The 15,933-nt window shown below is 70.8% G+C and carries 15 protein-coding genes and 1 pseudogene; 5 read left to right on the top strand and 11 right to left on the bottom strand.

The annotated features are described in order from the left end of the window. The first annotated feature begins 76 nt into the window (after window positions 1-76). Window positions 77-340 (top strand): DUF1876 domain-containing protein, encoded by a 264-nt coding sequence (locus ACWV17_RS23885; RefSeq protein ID WP_455352304.1) that lies wholly within the window; start codon window positions 77-79, stop codon window positions 338-340. Between the two features lie 86 nt (window positions 341-426). Here ACWV17_RS23885 and argS read toward each other — a convergent pair whose 3' ends face one another. Then, on the bottom strand, window positions 427-2,202 hold the full coding sequence (gene argS / locus ACWV17_RS23880; protein ID WP_455361320.1) for an arginine--tRNA ligase: 1,776 nt from the start codon (window positions 2,200-2,202) through the stop codon (window positions 427-429). 156 nt (window positions 2,203-2,358) lie between these two features. Here argS and lysS point away from each other — a divergent pair, with 156 nt between their 5' ends. Further along, on the top strand, window positions 2,359-4,134 hold the full coding sequence (gene lysS / locus ACWV17_RS23875) for a lysine--tRNA ligase (RefSeq protein ID WP_455361319.1): 1,776 nt from the start codon (window positions 2,359-2,361) through the stop codon (window positions 4,132-4,134). 78 nt (window positions 4,135-4,212) lie between these two features. Here lysS and ACWV17_RS23870 read toward each other — a convergent pair whose 3' ends face one another. The 3 genes from ACWV17_RS23870 to ACWV17_RS23860 all read right to left on the bottom strand — a co-directional run bounded on the left by ACWV17_RS23870 (window position 4,213) and on the right by ACWV17_RS23860 (window position 7,266). Continuing rightward, complete coding sequence (locus tag ACWV17_RS23870) at window positions 4,213-5,559, bottom strand: DUF2637 domain-containing protein (protein WP_455361318.1); 1,347 nt, start codon at window positions 5,557-5,559, stop codon at window positions 4,213-4,215. Between the two features lie 129 nt (window positions 5,560-5,688). Next, complete coding sequence (locus tag ACWV17_RS23865; protein ID WP_455361317.1) at window positions 5,689-6,414, bottom strand: DUF3558 family protein; 726 nt, start codon at window positions 6,412-6,414, stop codon at window positions 5,689-5,691. Window positions 6,415-6,435: 21 nt separating this feature from the next. After that, window positions 6,436-7,266: a DUF3558 domain-containing protein gene (locus ACWV17_RS23860; RefSeq protein WP_455361316.1), complete on the bottom strand. Its 831-nt coding sequence runs from the start codon at window positions 7,264-7,266 to the stop codon at window positions 6,436-6,438. Window positions 7,267-7,428: 162 nt separating this feature from the next. Between ACWV17_RS23860 and ACWV17_RS23855 the strand changes: the two genes are divergently transcribed. Continuing rightward, window positions 7,429-8,622: an RtcB family protein gene (locus tag ACWV17_RS23855; RefSeq protein ID WP_455352310.1), complete on the top strand. Its 1,194-nt coding sequence runs from the start codon at window positions 7,429-7,431 to the stop codon at window positions 8,620-8,622. Window positions 8,623-8,660: 38 nt separating this feature from the next. On the opposite strand, the gene ACWV17_RS23850 is transcribed toward ACWV17_RS23855, so the two are convergent. The 3 genes from ACWV17_RS23850 to ACWV17_RS23840 are packed head-to-tail and all read right to left on the bottom strand — an operon-like array spanning window position 8,661 to window position 11,383. Beyond that, complete coding sequence (locus tag ACWV17_RS23850) at window positions 8,661-9,422, bottom strand: SDR family NAD(P)-dependent oxidoreductase (protein WP_455352311.1); 762 nt, start codon at window positions 9,420-9,422, stop codon at window positions 8,661-8,663. Window positions 9,423-9,474: 52 nt separating this feature from the next. Continuing rightward, a complete protein-coding gene (locus ACWV17_RS23845) occupies window positions 9,475-9,825 on the bottom strand; it encodes a YnfA family protein (protein WP_455352312.1) in 351 nt (116 codons plus the stop codon). Window positions 9,826-9,862: 37 nt separating this feature from the next. Continuing rightward, window positions 9,863-11,383: an FAD-dependent monooxygenase gene (locus ACWV17_RS23840; protein ID WP_455361315.1), complete on the bottom strand. Its 1,521-nt coding sequence runs from the start codon at window positions 11,381-11,383 to the stop codon at window positions 9,863-9,865. 120 nt (window positions 11,384-11,503) lie between these two features. Between ACWV17_RS23840 and ACWV17_RS23835 the strand changes: the two genes are divergently transcribed. Then, window positions 11,504-12,076 (top strand): TetR/AcrR family transcriptional regulator, encoded by a 573-nt coding sequence (locus ACWV17_RS23835; protein ID WP_455361314.1) that lies wholly within the window; start codon window positions 11,504-11,506, stop codon window positions 12,074-12,076. A 51-nt stretch (window positions 12,077-12,127) separates the two neighbouring features. Here ACWV17_RS23835 and ACWV17_RS23830 read toward each other — a convergent pair whose 3' ends face one another. Both ACWV17_RS23830 and ACWV17_RS23825 read right to left on the bottom strand, forming a co-directional pair. After that, a complete protein-coding gene (locus ACWV17_RS23830; protein WP_455352315.1) occupies window positions 12,128-12,862 on the bottom strand; it encodes a Mut7-C RNAse domain-containing protein in 735 nt (244 codons plus the stop codon). Next, complete coding sequence (locus ACWV17_RS23825; RefSeq protein ID WP_455361313.1) at window positions 12,825-13,799, bottom strand: AraC family transcriptional regulator; 975 nt, start codon at window positions 13,797-13,799, stop codon at window positions 12,825-12,827. Before ACWV17_RS23825 ends, ACWV17_RS23830 begins: the two co-directional genes overlap by 38 nt. 63 nt (window positions 13,800-13,862) lie before the next feature. Here ACWV17_RS23825 and ACWV17_RS23820 point away from each other — a divergent pair, with 63 nt between their 5' ends. Then, entirely contained in the window at window positions 13,863-14,441 is a 579-nt protein-coding gene (locus ACWV17_RS23820; protein ID WP_455361312.1) for a TIGR03086 family metal-binding protein, read from the top strand. 415 nt (window positions 14,442-14,856) lie between these two features. Here the strand turns inward: ACWV17_RS23820 and ACWV17_RS23815 are convergent. Beyond that, window positions 14,857-15,063 (bottom strand): annotated as a pseudogene (locus ACWV17_RS23815) (SDR family oxidoreductase); the annotation flags it as partial. 231 nt (window positions 15,064-15,294) lie between these two features. Next, window positions 15,295-15,882 carry a hypothetical protein gene (locus ACWV17_RS23810; protein WP_455352576.1) on the bottom strand — a complete coding sequence of 196 codons (588 nt, stop codon included), beginning with the start codon at window positions 15,880-15,882 and terminating at the stop codon, window positions 15,295-15,297. Window positions 15,883-15,933 lie beyond the last annotated feature (51 nt).

Here is a 15,933-nt window from a genome sequence, read left to right as displayed (position 1 = left end):
TGTAGACCAATATGTGTGGTGGTGTTCGGGGCTCCGGCGGCGCACTCTGGAAGGGCAACCCCGGAGGTGATCGGACATGAAGACACTCGTCGGATGGCACATCGAGATGGAGTTCCGGGAGGAGGGCGAGAAGACCAAGGCGGCCGCGATGGTGCGCCTCGGCGACGGCACGGAGTTCCGGGCCCACGGAACCGCCAGCCGCCACCCCTCGGATCCGGAACAACTGCGCGTGGGCGAGGAGATCGCCGGCGCTCGGGCCCTCATGGACCTCTCGTCGCAGCTGCTGAAGAAGGCGCACGCGGAGATCGACGAGGTCGCGGGCGACCGTGACTCCCGCTGACGCGGACCGCACCACGGCGATGCCCCCCACCGGTCCCGGTGAGGGGCATCGCCCTATGCGGTCGGAGTGCCGTGATCAGAGGCGGATCAGAGGCGCTCAGGGGTCCTGATACCGAGCAGCGCCATGCCCTGGTGCAGCGTGCGTCCCGTCAGGTCGCAGAGGAACAGACGGTTCTCGACGTGCGCAGACGTCTCGGCCTTCAGGACCGGGCACTGGTCGTAGAACTTCGTGAGGTGCGACGCCAGCTGGTAGAGGTACGCGGCCAGCTTGTGCGGCTCGTACGACGAGGCCACCTCGGCCAGCACCTCCGCGAACTGGTCCAGGTGCAGCCCCAACGCCCGCTCGGCCGGGGCCAGTCCGAGCTCCGGATGGGCAGCCGGCTTCGCGTCCCCGGCCTTGCGCAGGATCGACTGGATACGGGCGTACGCGTACTGGAGGTACACGCTCGTGTCACCGTTGAGGGACACCATCTGGTCCAGGTCGAACTTGTAGTCGCGCGAGGCAGAGGTCGACAGGTCCGCGTACTTGATCGCACCGATGCCCACCTGGGTGGCGCGCTCGGCGATCTCCTCCTCGGTCAGGTCCTGGGCCTTCTCCCGGACGACCGCCGCCGCCCGCTCGACCGCCTCGTCCAGCAGGTCCACCAGCCGGACCGTCTCGCCCTCACGCGTCTTGAACGGCTTGCCGTCCTTGCCCAGCACCGTGCCGAAGGCCAGCTGGACGGCGTGCACCTGGTCGTTCAGCCAGCCGGCCCGGCGCGCGGTCTCGAAGACCATCTTGAAGTGCAGGGACTGGCGGGCGTCCACGACGTACACCAGCGTGTCCGCGCCCAGGCTCTGCACCCGGTCCCGGATCGCCGAGAGGTCGGTCGCGGCATAGCCGTACCCGCCGTTCGACTTCTTCACGATCAGCGGGACCGGGTTGCCGTCCGGGCCCTTGACGTCGTCGAAGAACACGCAGAGCGCGCCCTCGGAGCGGACCGCCACGCCCGACTCCTCCAGGATCCGGCAGGTCTCCTCGAGCATGTCGTTGTAGCCCGACTCGCCGACGACGTCGGGGTCGCGGATCTCCATGTCGAGCTTGCCGAAGACCGAGTAGAAGTAGATCTTCGACTCGTCGACGAACCGCTGCCAGAGGGCGAGCGTCTCCTTGTCGCCGGCCTGGAGGTCGACGACCCGGCGGCGCGCCCGGTCCTTGAACTCCTCGTCCGAGTCGAAAAGGACCCGCGCCGCCTTGTAGATCCGGTTGAGGCTGGACATGGCCTCCTCGCCGGAGACCGCCTTGCCGCCCTCGTGGTCCAGCTCGTGCGGGTGCTCGATCAGGTACTGGATGAGCATGCCGAACTGGGTGCCCCAGTCGCCGATGTGATGGCGCCGGATCACCTTCTCGCCCGCGAACTCCAGGATCTGCACCATCGCGTCACCGATCACCGCGGAGCGGAGGTGGCCGACGTGCATCTCCTTGGCCACGTTCGGCTGGGCGTAGTCGATGACCGTGGTGCCCGGGGTCTCGGTGTACGGGACGCCCAGCCGCTCGTCCGCGGCGCGCGCGGCGAGGGTCTCGGTGATCGCCCGGTCGGCGACCGTGATGTTGAGGAAGCCGGGGCCGGAGACCTCGATGTCCTTGATCACGCCGTCCGTGGTCGCGGTGCCGGCCGGCAGGCTCTCGACGACCTTCGCGGCCAGCTCGCGCGGGTTCGCCTTGGCCTTCTTGGCGAGCGCCAGGATCCCGTTGGCCTGGAAGTCGGCCCGGTCGCTTCGTCGCAGCAGCGGGTCGGCGGTGCCGGCCTCCGGCAGGGCAGCCGAGAGGGCGTCCGCGACGCGCTGGTGGACGGTTGAAGCGAGGGAAGGGACCGAGGCCATGAGGTGCCGTTCCTGTCGGTACGTAGGGATGGGTCTTGAGTATCCCACGGGGGCGCCACCCGTTTCGCTGGGAAATAAACAACCCCGGAGAGGGCTCTTCCGTCTGGGAGAATGGCGGCGGGCACCCCCTGGCGCCAACTATCGAGAAAGAAGGACGTGCCGATCGTGGCTCAGAGCAGCACCGAGACCGACTGGGTCTCCCGTTTCGCGGACGAGGTCATCGCCGAGGCGGAGCGACGTGCGCCTGGCGCGAAACACTCAGCCGCCACCCCTCCGGTGGTCGTCGTCGCGTCCGGACTCTCCCCCTCCGGGCCGATCCACCTCGGCAACCTGCGTGAGGTCATGACCCCGCACCTGGTCGCCGACGAGATCAGGCGGCGCGGCATCGAGGTGCGGCACGTCCTGTCGTGGGACGACTACGACCGCTACCGCAAGGTGCCCGCCGGAGTCGCCGGGGTCGACGACTCGTGGGCCGAGCACATCGGCAAGCCGCTGACGTCCGTGCCCGCGCCGGCCGGGTCCGCGTACCCGAACTGGGCCGAGCACTTCAAGGCCGCCATGGTCGAGGCGCTGGACGAGCTGGGTGTCGAGTACGACGGCATCAGCCAGACCGAGCAGTACACCAGCGGTGTCTACCGTGAGCAGATCCTGCACGCGATGAAGCACCGTGCCGACATCGACGCTGTGCTCGACCGCTACCGGACCAAGGACAAGCCGGCGGCAGCCAAGGGCGGGAAGAAGCAGCAGCAGAAGCCGGTCGACGAGGCCGAGCTGGAGGCCGCCGAGGGCTCCGGCGCGGCGAGCGAGGACGACGGCAGCGGCGGCGCCGCGGGCTACTACCCGTACAAGCCGTACTGCACCGTCTGCCAGAAGGACCTGACGACGGTCACGGCGTACGACGACGAGAGCACGGCGCTCGCGTACACCTGCACCGCCTGCGGTCACTCCGAGACCGTCCTCCTCAGCGAGTTCAACGGCGGCAAGCTGGTCTGGAAGGTCGACTGGCCGATGCGCTGGGCCTACGAGGGCGTCGTCTTCGAGCCCTCCGGCGTCGACCACTCCTCGCCCGGCTCGTCGTTCGTCGTCGGCGGGCAGATCGTGCGCGAGGTGTTCGACGGCGTGCAGCCGATCGGCCCGATGTACGCGTTCGTGGGGATCTCCGGGATGGCGAAGATGTCGTCGTCCAAGGGCGGTGTGCCGACTCCGGCCGACGCGCTGAAGATCATGGAGGCGCCGCTGCTGCGCTGGCTGTACGCCAGGCGGCGGCCGAACCAGGCCTTCAAGATCGCGTTCGACCAGGAGATCCAGCGGCTGTACGACGAGTGGGACTCGCTGGAGCGCAAGGTCGCGGACGGCTCGGTACTGCCGGCCGACGCGGCGGCGTACTCGCGGGCGACCCGTACCGCCGCCGGCGAACTGCCGCACACGCCGCGCCCGCTGCCGTACCGCACGCTCGCCTCGGTCGTCGACATCACGGCCGGACACGACGAGCAGACGCTGAGGATCCTGAGCGACCTGGACCCCGCGAACCCGCTCTCCTCGCTGGACGAGGCCCGTCCGCGGCTCGACCGCGCCGAGAACTGGATCACCACCCAGGTCCCGGCCGAGCAGCGCACGCTCGTACGCGAGGAGCCGGACAAGGAGCTGCTGGGCTCCCTGGACGAGCAGGGGCGCGAGTCGCTGCGGCTGCTGCTGGAGGGGCTGGACACGCACTGGTCCCTGGACGGGCTGACCACGCTCGTCTACGGGGTGCCGAAGGTGATGGCGGGCCTGGAGCCGGACGCCAAGCCGACGCCCGAACTGAAGACGGCGCAGCGGTCGTTCTTCGCGCTGCTCTACCACCTGCTGGTCGGCAAGGACACCGGCCCGCGGCTGCCCACGCTGCTGCTGGCCGTGGGCGCGGACCGGGTGCGGAAGCTGCTGGGCGCGTAGCCGGTACGTACGGCCGTACGTTCGTCAGGGCCGCCTCCGCATCGGCGGGTGGCGGCCCTGACGCATGTCCGGATGCGCCTAGGCGATGTGTTCGGCGTCCAGCTCCTGCTGGTACCGGACCTCGAAGCGCTTGGCGTAGCGGCTCAGCTCGCTGTCGAGCAGGGTGTGGGTGTAGCCGAGGTCGTGGAGGTACGCGCCGAGGGTGCGGGGGCTCGGGATGGTGCCGTTCTCTCCTATGAACTTGCGGAACGCGAGGTAGTACTCCTCCTCGGGAGGCAGCGCGTCCGGATCGGGCTCCGGGTCCGGCTGCTCGTACTGCGGCTCCTCGTACTCCGGCTGCTCGTACGGAGGCTCGGTGTACGCGGGCTGCTGCTCGTACGGCTGCTCGTACTGCTGCTGCTGAGGCTGCGGCCCGTACCCGCCGAGCGGGCGGGTACGGCCCGGGCCCGACGGGACCATGACCGGGGTGGGTTCCAGGCCCTCGACGTACTGCGGGTTGTAGCCGTTGTCGTACGCCGCCTGGGCCGCCGAGGGCGCCGCGAACCAGGGGCTCTCGTGCGTCCCCGGCCCTTCGGCGTCCGCCGCTTCCTGCGGGGTGTCCGTGTCGCGCGGCCGCTCCTCGGCGGGGCCCGACGGCAGCGCCGGGGCGGTGCCGGCCTGCTCCGGAAGGATCGCTTCCGCACGCGCCGGCTGAGCCTGCGGACCGGCCTGTGCGGGAGCGGGGGGCAGCAGGGCGGGCTCGATGCCGGCGGCGGCGAGACCGGCCGGGGCGGTCTCCGACAGCGGGACGCCGAAGCGGGCGAGCCGCAGCGGCATCAGGGACTCGATGGGGGCCTTGCGCCGCCAGTTGCGGCCGAAGCGGGCCTGGAGACGGGCCTGATAGATCAGCCGGTCCTGTTCGAGTCTGATGACCTGCTCGTACGACCGCAGCTCCCAGAGCTTCATCCGGCGCCAGAGTTTGAACGTGGGGACCGGGGAGAGCAGCCAGCGGGTGAGGCGGACGCCTTCCATGTGCTTGTCGGCGGTGATGTCCGCGATCCGGCCGACGGCGTGCCGGGCGGCCTCGACGCAGACGACGAACAGCACCGGGATCACGGCATGCATGCCGACGCCGAGCGGATCGGGCCAGGCGGCGGCGCCGTTGAAGGCGATGGTCGCCGCCGTGAGCAGCCAGGCGGTCTGGCGCAGCAGCGGGAACGGAATCCGTATCCACGTCAGCAGCAGGTCCAGGGCCAGCAGGACACAGATGCCCGCGTCGATACCGATCGGGAAGAAGAGGGAGAACCTGCCGAAGCCCTTCTGCTCGGCGAGCTCGCGCACAGCGGCGTACGACCCGGCGAAACCGATCGCGGCGATGATCACCGCGCCCGCTACGACGACGCCGATGAGTATCCGGTGCGTGCGTGTCAGCTGCATCGCGGCCACCCGCGATCCCCTCCCACTTTCGACATCTGGCGGGGCACAGCCTGGCACATGGTCGCCGAACGCGTCGCGTGGGGACGGCCGGAGCCCGGCCCCGTAGGGGGACCGAGCTCCGTGAACCGGCGCAGAACGCTACGGCTTGTTGGTCGTCGCGACGGCCGCGACGACCTCCTTCGCGGCCTTCTGGGCGTCCTTCAGCAGATCCGCGGTGGACGGGATCTTTCCGCCTTCGTAGGACGTGCCGTTGTAGTCGAGCGTGAGGACGACGTTCTGCGTGCGCGCCACGATCGTCTGGTTCCGGAAGTCCACGGTCTTACGCATCGTGTAGGTGACGGCCGTCGCCTGGTCGCCGATGCCGGACACGCTCTCGGTCTTGAGGCTCCGGGCGCCCTGCGCGGCGCTCGCCGCCGCGACCTGCTTGGCGTACTGCTCCTCGGCGCGCTTGTTGCCGCTGCCGAGTGCCTGGTCGGAGTCGTAACGCGTGAGGGAGACCGACAGCCAGCGGTACTGCGAGCCCTTGAGGCCGTCGTCCTCGAGACCGTTCCAGGAGCAGCTGCCGCGGCTGGAGATGTCGTTCGACTTGGACTTGGTACCGGACTTGTCCTTCGCCTCCGGTACGAGGGATTCGACGGTCTTCGCGGTGACCGACTTGCAGGGGTCGGGAAGCTTGTCGAACACCGCCTTCTCGACCGTCGGGGACGGCTTCACGCTCGGCGACTTCGCCGGCGACGAGGCGTCCGAGCCCTTCTTGCCGTCGGAGCCGGAGCCGGAGTCGGACGAGCAGCCGGCGGCGACGAGCATCACCGGAACGGCTGCGCAGGCGAGTATGCGGGTGAGTCGCTGGGCTGATCGGTGCATGGTTCCTTCACTCATGGGTCTCTACTGGTCCTCGTCGAACTGCTCGGAAAGCTTGCGGGCCAGGCCCTGTGCCTTGTCCTGCATGTACTTGCTGTCCGGCACGGCGGCCGAGACGAGGGCGGGCTGCTCGGCGTACTCGACCGTCACGATGACGTTCGAGGTACGGAAGACGACCGTGACCGTGCGCGTCTGCGAGGTCGAGCCGGACGCGGCGAGGACGTCGTTCAGGAAGGCGTCGTTGCCCAGTCCCTCCAGCAGGCGCGGCTCCAGGCCCTCCGCCGGGGCCTGGGACGGGTTCTGCGGCGGGGCCGGGGTCGGGGTCCCGGACGGGGTGCGGGCCGGGGGCGTGACCGGGGTGGCCGTACCGGAGGGGGACTTCGTGGCGCTGTTCCCGAGTTCGTCCCGCGGGTCGATGGGCTGGTCGAGGTTCGCGGAGGCCGCCTTCTTCGCGTACACCTCCTGCGCCCGGTCGTCGTCGCTCACGGCCCGGTCGTACGAGACGACGCGCTCGAAGCCGACGAAGAGGTGGCGGGTGGCCTCCGCCGACTCGACCTTCCAGCGGCAGCCGACCCGGCGGTCACCGTCGTGGGTGGCGTCCGCCCTGCCCTGGTACGCCTGCTCCTGCTGCTCCGGGGTGAGCTCCTCGGTGCCGGGCAGCATGTCCTTCAGCCGCTCGGACTCGATGGAGCCGCACGGTTCGGGGAGGGTGCGGTACTTGCCGGGGGGTGCGGCGACGGTCGTCTCGCCCGGCTTGGAATCGGCCGGTGCGTCATCGGTTCCGGAGCCGCCCGTGCAGCCGGTGACCAGCGCTGCGAGGAGCGCGATGCCCGGTACGTACGCCTTTCGCTGCACGGTCCCTGGCTCCCTTCGACAGGAAAAACGGTTGCCGCCCGATGGCGGCCGGTGGACACAATGTGTATCGCACGCACTGCTGTGGACGCCGGTCCGTTGTCTCCTTTACGGGCTGATGCGAGGCTTTTGCGTTTTCATACTTTTCGGGGGAATGAGGCTGTTATGTCGTATGTAGAGGTACCGGGCGCGAAGGTCCCGATCCGGATGTGGACCGATCCGGCGTCCGTCGAGGACGGCGCGATGCAGCAGCTGCGGAACGTCACCACGCTGCCGTGGATCAAGGGTCTCGCCGTGATGCCGGACGTCCACTACGGCAAGGGGGCGACGGTCGGCTCGGTGATCGCGATGCACGGGGCGGTCTGCCCGGCCGCGGTCGGCGTCGACATCGGCTGCGGTATGTCGGCCGTGCGGACGTCGCTCACGGCCAACGACCTCCCGGGGGATCTGTCGCGACTCCGGTCGAAGATCGAGCAGGCGATCCCGGTCGGCCGCGGGATGCACGACGACGCGGTGGAGCCGGGACGGCTGCACGCATTCCCGACGGCGGGCTGGGACGACTTCTGGAAGCGGTTCGACGGGATCGCGGAAGCGGTCAAGTTCCGCCAGGAGCGGGCGGTCAAGCAAATGGGTTCGCTCGGAAGCGGAAACCATTTCTGGGAACTTTGCATCGATACGGACAACTCCGTCTGGATCATGCTCCACTCCGGTTCCCGGAACATCGGTAAGGAGCTGGCCGAGTACCACATCGGCCAGGCCCAGAAGCTGCCGCACAACCAGGGACTGATCGACCGGGACCTGGCCGTCTTCATCGCGGACACTCCACAGATGGCCGCTTACCGGAACGACCTGTTCTGGGCGCAGGAGTACGCGAAGTACAACCGCGCGATCATGATGGCACTCAGCCAGGACGTCATCCGCCGTGAGTTCAAGAAGGCAAAAGTTACTTTTGGCGAAGTCATCTCCTGCCACCACAACTACGTTGCGGAGGAGCGGTACGAGGGCATGGACCTGCTGGTCACGCGGAAGGGTGCGATCCGGGCCGGTAGCGGCGACTACGGGATCATCCCGGGCTCGATGGGTACCGGGTCGTACATCGTCCGCGGTCTGGGCAACGCGAAGTCGTTCAACTCCGCGTCGCACGGGGCCGGCCGGAAGATGAGCCGGAACGCCGCGAAGCGGCGGTTCTCGACGCGGGACCTGGAGGAGCAGACGCGGGGCGTGGAGTGCCGTAAGGACTCCGGCGTGGTGGATGAGATCCCGGGCGCGTACAAGCCGATCGAGAAGGTCATCGACCAGCAGCGGGACCTGGTGGAGGTCGTCGCCAAGCTGAAGCAGGTCGTCTGCGTGAAGGGCTGATACCGGCCCTTCACGCGGGCGGCAGGCCCGGTCCGGTGTCAGAGTTCGCGGTGGACCTTTGTGTTGGACGCCTGGGCTCGGGGGCGGACCACCAAGAGGTCGATGTTGACGTGGCTCGGGCGGGTGACCGCCCAGGTGATGGTGTCCGCCACGTCGTCCGCGGTGAGGGGTTCGGCCACGCCGGCGTAGACCTTGGCCGCCTTCTCGGTGTCGCCGCGGAAGCGGGTGGTGGCGAACTCGTCCGTCTTGACCATGCCGGGGGCGATCTCGATGACGCGGACCGGCTGGCCGAGGATCTCCAGGCGCAGGGTCTCGGCGAGGACGCGGGCGCCGTTCTTCGCGGCGACGTAGCCGGCGCCGCCCTCGTAGGTGGCGTGGGCCGCGGTGGAGGAGAGGATCACGATCGTTCCGTCGCCGCTGGCGGTGAGGGCGGGGAGCAGCGCCTGGGTGGTGTGGAGGGTGCCGATGACGTTGACCTCGTACATCGTGCGCCAGTCGGCCGGATCGCCGGTCGCGACCGGGTCGGCGCCGAGTGCGCCGCCCGCGTTGTTGACCAGTACGTCGCAGCGGTCGAGGGAGGCGGCGAACGCGTCGACGGCCGGGCGGTCGGTGACGTCGAGGGCGTATGCCGTGGCGCGGTGGCCGGCGTCGCTGAGTTCCGCGGCGAGTGCCTCCACGCGGTCCTTGCGGCGGGCGGTGAGGACGACGTGGTAGCCGGCGGCGGCCAGTTGCCGGGCGGTGGCGGCGCCGATTCCGCTGCTCGCGCCGGTGACGACTGCGGTACGTGCGGCGGCGGTCATGGGGCAGCTCCTCGTTCGTACGATCGGTACGCGGTCAGAATAGGCAGCCGGATCAGTGGCCGCGTGGGGCGTACATGATCACGGCCATCCCGGCGAGGCAGATCAGGGCGCCCGTCACGTCCCAGCGGTCGGGACGGTAGCCGTCGGCGACCATGCCCCAGGCGAGCGAGCCGGCCACGAAGACCCCGCCGTACGCGGCGAGGATGCGGCCGAACTCACTGTGGGGCTGGAGCGTGGCGACGAAGCCGTACGCGCCGAGGGCGATGACGCCCGCGCCGATCCAGATCCAGCCTCGCCCGCCTCCGGTGTCGCTGCCGCGCACGCCCTGCCAGACGAGCCAGGCGCCACCGATCTCGAAGAGGGCGGCGAGGGCGAACAGGGCGGCGGAACGGACGACGAGCATGGGATCACCCTGCCATGCCGGCCGTGCCGTTCCGGACTCACCGGGTCCCGCCGGTCCAGCGGGCCAGTGCCGTACGCAGTCCGTCGTCGTCCGGCTTGTCGCTCGCCCAGGCGATGTATCCGTCGGGGCGGACGAGCAGGGCGGTACGGCGGTCGCCCGCCCAGTGGGCGGGTATGACGTGCGCGGGCGCGTCCACCGCGGTGGACGGCGGGGTGACCAGGACGAACGACCCGGCCCGCAGCAGTTCGTAGAGACGCCCTTCGGTGAGCGCCAGGTCGGGGGCGCGCCTGCCCGCGAGGGGGTGGGCTCCGCGCTCCGCGGCGTACGCGATGCCGATTCCGGAGAGCATGCCCAGCGCCTTGGCGGCTGCCGGGCGGACGGTGTTCAGGATGCGGGCGACCAGTGAACGGGCCGCTCGCTGCAGCGGGTTGTGAGCCATCGCCAGGCGGACGATGGTGCCGCTGCTGCGCAGCACCGCCCGGCCGACCGGGTGGCGCTCGGCCTGGTAGCTGTCCAGGAGGGATGCGGGGGAGTGCCCGCGCAGGACGGCGGCGAGCTTCCAGGAGAGGTTGGCCGCGTCCTGGATGCCGGTGTTCATACCCTGGCCGCCGGCCGGGGAGTGGACGTGCGCGGCGTCTCCGGCGAGGAAGACCCGGCCGACCCGGTACTCGGGGACCTGCCGCTCGTCGCTGTGGAAGCGGGAGATCCAGCGGGCGTCGTGCATGCCGTAGTCGGTGCCGAGGGCGAGGCGGGCGATCTCCCGGACCTCGTCGAGGTCGACGGGCTCGCTGTCGTCGACCTGGCGGCTGCGGTTCCAGCCCATGACCCGGTACCAGCCGTCGCCGAAGGGGGCGATGAAGGCGAAGGCGTCGCCGACGCCGTTGACGGTGAGCAGCCCTTCCGGTTCCTCGGTGAGGCGCACATCGGCGAGGACGATCGAGCGGATCACGGAGACGCCGGGGAAGGGCAGGCCGAGGGCCTTGCGCACGGAGCTGCGCACCCCGTCGGTGCCGACGAGGTAGCGGGCGCGAACGGTGGTTTCGGCGCCCGACGCGTCCGTCACCTCGGCGGTGACCGTGTCCGCGTCCTGGCGCAGGCCGCGCAGTTCGACGCCGTACCGGAAGTCCACGCCGGCGGACAGGGCCCGGCGCTCCAGCAGGTGCTCGACCTCGTACTGCGGGGTGATGAGCAGGTACGGGAAGCGGGAGGGCAGCCGAGTGAGGTCGAGGGACAGCCGCCGGAAGAGCCGCAGCCGGGTGATCCTGCTGCCCGTCTTGACGAGGTCGTCCGCGAGGTCCCGCGCGTCGAGCAGTTCGAGGGTGCGGGCGTGCACGCCGAAGGCCCGGGTGATGTTGCTCGTTTCGTGTGGGCGGCGCTCGACCACGGTGACGGAGAGCCCGGCGGCGGCCAGGTCGCCGGCGAGCAGTATCCCGGTGGGGCCCGCGCCCACGACGAGGACGTCGGTGATGGTCGCGCCGGTGCCGGTGCCGGCGTCTGTACCGGTCCTGGTGGTGATGCTCGTGCCGGTGCCGTTCTCCTTGCTGGGCCTGCCGCTCATGGCTGCCTCCTGAAGTGGCGGTCAACGTTCGTGGGCCAACAAGTGTTGGTCAACGCTTGTTGGCAAATGTAGAACGCCCCGCCCTGGCATGTCAACACCTGTTGGCCTACAGTCGTTGGCATGAAGGAAGCCCCGCCCGCCCCCCGCCGCTCGGACGCCACCCGGGCCGCGATCCTCGACGCCGCCCGCGAGCGCTTCGCCGCCGACGGGTACGAGCGCGCCACCATCCGCGCCATCGCGCGCGATGCCGGCATCGACCCGTCGATGGTGATGCGCTACTACGGCAACAAGGAGGGGCTGTTCGCCGCCGCGTCCGAGATCGACCTCCGGCTCCCGGAGCTGGGCGGACTGCCCGGCAAGCACATCGGGGCGGTGCTCGTCGGCCACTTCCTCGATCGCTGGGAGCGGGACGACGTACTGACCGCGCTGCTGCGCGTCGGCGTCACCAACGCCGCGGGCGCGGAGCGCATGCAGGCCGTGTTCAGGGAGCAGCTCGGCCCACTCGCCGCCGGCGTCTGCCCCGACCCCGCCGAGGCCCCGGCCCGCGCCGCGCTCGCCGCCTCACAGATCCTCGGCATGGCGATGGCCCGGTACGTGCTGCGCTTCCCGCCCGCCGTGGCGATGAGCCGGGACGAGGTGATCGCCTGGCTCGCGCCGACCGTGCAGCGGTACCTGACGGCGGAGCAGCCCTGACGGCCGGACGTGCCGTAGGAGCAGGGGGCAGCGGGCCGGCGCCCGGCCGGCTCAGGCCGCCGCGTCGCCGAACTCGCGCAGCGCGTCCTCGACGATCGCCTCCAGACGCGCGTGGTGGGCGCCGCGCCAGTACACCCGCCCGCAGCTCGCGCACTGCGCGAAGACGTCGTACGTACGCTGAGTGCCGCGCTCCAGGTGCCCGCCGACCGACTCCTTGTCGGCGTCCCGCAGCGACCCGTTGCAGGCGGTGCACCGGGTCCACGGGGAGAGCTCCGGTGTGAACCTGCCCAGGACATCGCGCAGCTGCTCGTCCGGCCGGTCGCTGTAGATGTACGCGCCGGCCCAGATCTCGCGCCGTCGCAGCAGTCCCCGGTCCCGGGACAGCAGGACCCGCCGCTCCGCCGCGGAGCACGTCGCGAGCGCCGGGTCGCCGATGTCCTCGTTCTCGTACGCCGCGTCGACACCGAGCAGCCGCAGCCGCCGTGCGAGCGTTCCGAGGTGGACGTCGAGCAGGAAGCGCAGCGGCGCGCCCGGCACCTGCTGCGGCCGTACCACCCCGCACACCTCCACCGATTCGCCCGCGCGCGGCACGTGCGAGACCGGCATCTCGCGCCCGTCGACGAGCAGCCGGCCGACCTCGGTCAGCGGCACGCCCAGCGACTCGACGACATGGCCGAGGCTGGATGATCCGTCGGTGACGGTCTTCGTCGGGCCCAGGCGGCGTTCGGGGGCGGCGAAGAGTCGCAGCTCAGGGGCGAAGGTGAGGTGGATCTCCGGTCCGTTCACGCCGCCAGCATGCCACCGGCCGCGGAGCCGGGCCCATGGTTTTCCCGCCTGTCGGCGGCCCCGAACCACGGCTGCCGCCGATGGGCTGCGCGTACGCCGTCGGTGGGACGCCCACCCGCGCCGTGAAGTCGCGGACCAGGTGGGCCTGATCGCTGTAGCCGAGGTCGGCGGCGAGTCCGGCCCAGTCCACCGCCGCGTCCGACTCGGCGCGTTCCAGGGCCTCGTGGATGCGGTAGCGCAGGATGACCCACTTCGGGCTGACTCCCACGTACGCCGCGAACAGCCGCTGGAGCGAGCGCGGCGAGAGGCCCGCCGCGTCGGCCAGTTCACCGACCCGGCGGATCGAACGGTCCCGCCGGATCCGGTCCGCCAGGGCCATCGCGCGGTCGGCCTGCGGGTCGGGTGCCGGGCCGAGGGCGAGCAGGAAGTCGTCGAGCGCGCGGACGCGGGCGTCGTCCGGCTCCGGCCCCAGCACCAGGCCGGGCGTGCCGGGCAGGCCGGGGAACACCTCCGGCAGAGGGATCCGCCGGCCGGTCAGCTCCGACACCGGTCCGGACATCGGCCCTGACATCCGCCCTGGCACGGGCCCCGGGCCCGCCGCCAGCCGGCCCGTCAGGAACGGGCGGAAGCCGCCCGGCCGGAACTGGATTCCGCACACCCGGCCGCGGCCCTCCAGCTTCTGCGTGAAGAGTTCCAGCCCGACCCCGGCCACTTCCCCGGTGGCGGGCCCGTCGCCGTAGCGCTGGAAGACGATGTTCACGGACGGATGCGGGACGACGTGCGACACGAACGGCTCCGCCAGGTCCCAGTCGATCAGCCAGTAGTGCTCCAGATACGGCCGCAGCGGCCCGGCCGGCTCACGGCGGCGGAAGCGCACGCGCGCGAAGAGCTCCCGGGCATCGACGATGCCCCGGGTGTCGCGCCGAGGACCAGCCATGGCGGCGATCCTATGTCGCGTTTCTTCAAGCCGCGGGGGCCGGGCGTTCGTAGCGTCGCTCGTATGACCGACAAGATCAGTGACCTGCTCGAAGCAGCCGCCGCACACGCAGAGCCCGTGGTGCGCGGCGTGGACGACCAGCAGCTCGGTGCGCGCACGCCGTGCGCCGAGTACGACGTACGCGACCTGCTCAACCACCTGATGCATGTGGTGGTCGGCTTCCAGGCGCTCGCGGCCCGGAAGGAAGCCGACTTCTCGCACACGCCCGACTATCTGGGGCCGGAGCCTGCGCGCGACTGGCGGGGCCGGTTCGCCGCGGAGACCCGGCTGCTCGTCGACGCCTGGGCGGTTCCCGGTGCCGAGGAGGGCACCACGGGAGCGATGAACCTCCCGGCCCGGACGGTCGGCTCGATGGTGCTGCTCGACCTGACCGTGCACGTCTGGGATCTGGCCCGGGCGACCGGGCAGGACTTCACGCCGGACGCGGCGGTCGTCAGTGCGCTCGGCGCGCTGGTGGCGGAGACGGGTCCGACGGCCCGGCGGATGAAGATGTTCGCGGAGCCGTACCCGGCTCCGGACGGGGCGACTCCGTTCGAGGAGCTGCTGGCGTCGACCGGCCGGGACCCACGCTGGACGCCCTGACGTACAGGCCGCCGATCGCGGCGTAGGACTCGGCGACGATGGCCTCCGCGGCGGCGATCAGCTCCCGCTCGGCCGATCTCGCGGCGTCCCGGCTGTACGGGAGTGGCGGCGCCGGATGCCGGCGCCGCCACAGGCACTCGCAGCCGGCGTAGATCCCGCTCGCGCACACCATGAGCGGAATGCACAGAGCCAGCAGAATGTCGCCCACGGCGCGTCTCCCTCGATGCCGATGCCGATGCCCGTACCGATTCGGGTCGACGTTTTTTGCATCGGCATGCCTGGAGTGGGGGCAAGAGATCTTCCCCGGCCAAAAATGGCCGGATCGCGTCGGTCGTATCCACCGTCGCGCGTCCTGGCCGCCGTCCACGACGAGCGTCTGGCCGGTGACGTGCGTGAGGTCCAGGGCCAGCGCGGCGAAGACGCGGGCGACATCGTCCGCCGTGGCCGGCTTCCCGAGCGGGACGGACCTCCGAAGCTCCGCGACGACGGCCGGGTCCTGCTCCCGCCCCACCGAGCCGTCGTCGGCGGCGACGCTTCCGGGAGCGACGGCGTTGACCCGGATGCCCGCGGGAGCGGTCGAGACGGCGAGCGTGCGGGCGAGCGCGATCAGGCCCGCCTTCACGGCCGAGTAGGCGGGCCGGCCCCACGCCCGAGTGCGTTGACCGAGGAGACGAGACCGGGCAATTGCCGCACGGTCGGTCACCCTGGACCGGCCGGAGGACGGGAGCGAGACGAGAATCAGGGCCGGACAAGCATCAGCGGCGGACGGGCAGGCCCGGACGGCAACCAGGCCGGACGGGGATCAGGGCCGGACAGGGGTCAGCGCCGGACGAGGATCAGGGCCGGACGAGGATCAGGGCCAGACCAGGCAGTACGGCTGGTGGCCGGCCTCGTGCAGCCGGTGGGAGAAGTCCTGCCACTCGTGCAGCAGCTGGTACACGTTGAACGCGTCCCGCGGACCGCCCCGGTCCGGGACCGTCGACCAGATGAACGCCGCCGCGCCGACCGATTCCTCGCCGATGCCGCGCAGCGGGTCGACCACCGTCATCGGAAGCTTGACCACCGCGTAGTCGGGGTGGAGTACGACGAGCTCGAGCGGGGGCACCTTGTGCAGGGGTATGCCCTCGATGCCGGTGAGGACCATCGCGGCCATCGTCTCCGGCTTGATCTTGGTGAACATGCCGCCCATGCCGAGCTCGTCACCGCCGAGCTCCTCCGGGCGCATCGAAATGGGCACGCGGGCCGCCGTGGCTCCGTCGGGAGCACCGAAGTACTTGTAGGTCACCCCCACTCGGCCACTCCTGCTCCCCGTTCCCACGGCTTCCGCGTCAGCAGTCTCCGCGGCCTCCGCGTCGCGCCCACGCCGGTGCCGCCCGCCGCGCCGGGCACGCTCGGGACCCAGGTCGTCGGTCCCCTCGCCCAGTCCGCCACCGCGATGCATAACTTTCACCCGAATGCTTTGTAGATGGCACAGCACCCGCCGCGCAACCCG

Source organism: Streptomyces mabaensis (assembly GCF_053763515.1).
Note: the sequence above shows the minus strand (reverse complement) of the source record. Positions and strands in the feature narration are given on the sequence as shown.

Bases quoted from the DNA above. Each gene is read 5' to 3' on its own strand.
- ACWV17_RS23825 (WP_455361313.1), bottom strand. From the start codon at position 13,799: ATGGCTGGTCCTCGGCGCGACACCCGGGGCATCGTCGATGCCCGGGAG.
- ACWV17_RS23855 (WP_455352310.1), top strand. From the start codon at position 7,429: ATGTCGTATGTAGAGGTACCGGGCGCGAAGGTCCCGATCCGGATGTGG.
- ACWV17_RS23810 (WP_455352576.1), bottom strand. From the start codon at position 15,882: ATGCATCGCGGTGGCGGACTGGGCGAGGGGACCGACGACCTGGGTCCC.
- ACWV17_RS23845 (WP_455352312.1), bottom strand. From the start codon at position 9,825: ATGCTCGTCGTCCGTTCCGCCGCCCTGTTCGCCCTCGCCGCCCTCTTC.
- ACWV17_RS23885 (WP_455352304.1), top strand. From the start codon at position 77: ATGAAGACACTCGTCGGATGGCACATCGAGATGGAGTTCCGGGAGGAG.
- ACWV17_RS23850 (WP_455352311.1), bottom strand. From the start codon at position 9,422: ATGACCGCCGCCGCACGTACCGCAGTCGTCACCGGCGCGAGCAGCGGA.
- ACWV17_RS23865 (WP_455361317.1), bottom strand. From the start codon at position 6,414: ATGCACCGATCAGCCCAGCGACTCACCCGCATACTCGCCTGCGCAGCC.
- argS (WP_455361320.1), bottom strand. From the start codon at position 2,202: ATGGCCTCGGTCCCTTCCCTCGCTTCAACCGTCCACCAGCGCGTCGCG.
- ACWV17_RS23835 (WP_455361314.1), top strand. From the start codon at position 11,504: ATGAAGGAAGCCCCGCCCGCCCCCCGCCGCTCGGACGCCACCCGGGCC.
- ACWV17_RS23840 (WP_455361315.1), bottom strand. From the start codon at position 11,383: ATGAGCGGCAGGCCCAGCAAGGAGAACGGCACCGGCACGAGCATCACC.
- ACWV17_RS23820 (WP_455361312.1), top strand. From the start codon at position 13,863: ATGACCGACAAGATCAGTGACCTGCTCGAAGCAGCCGCCGCACACGCA.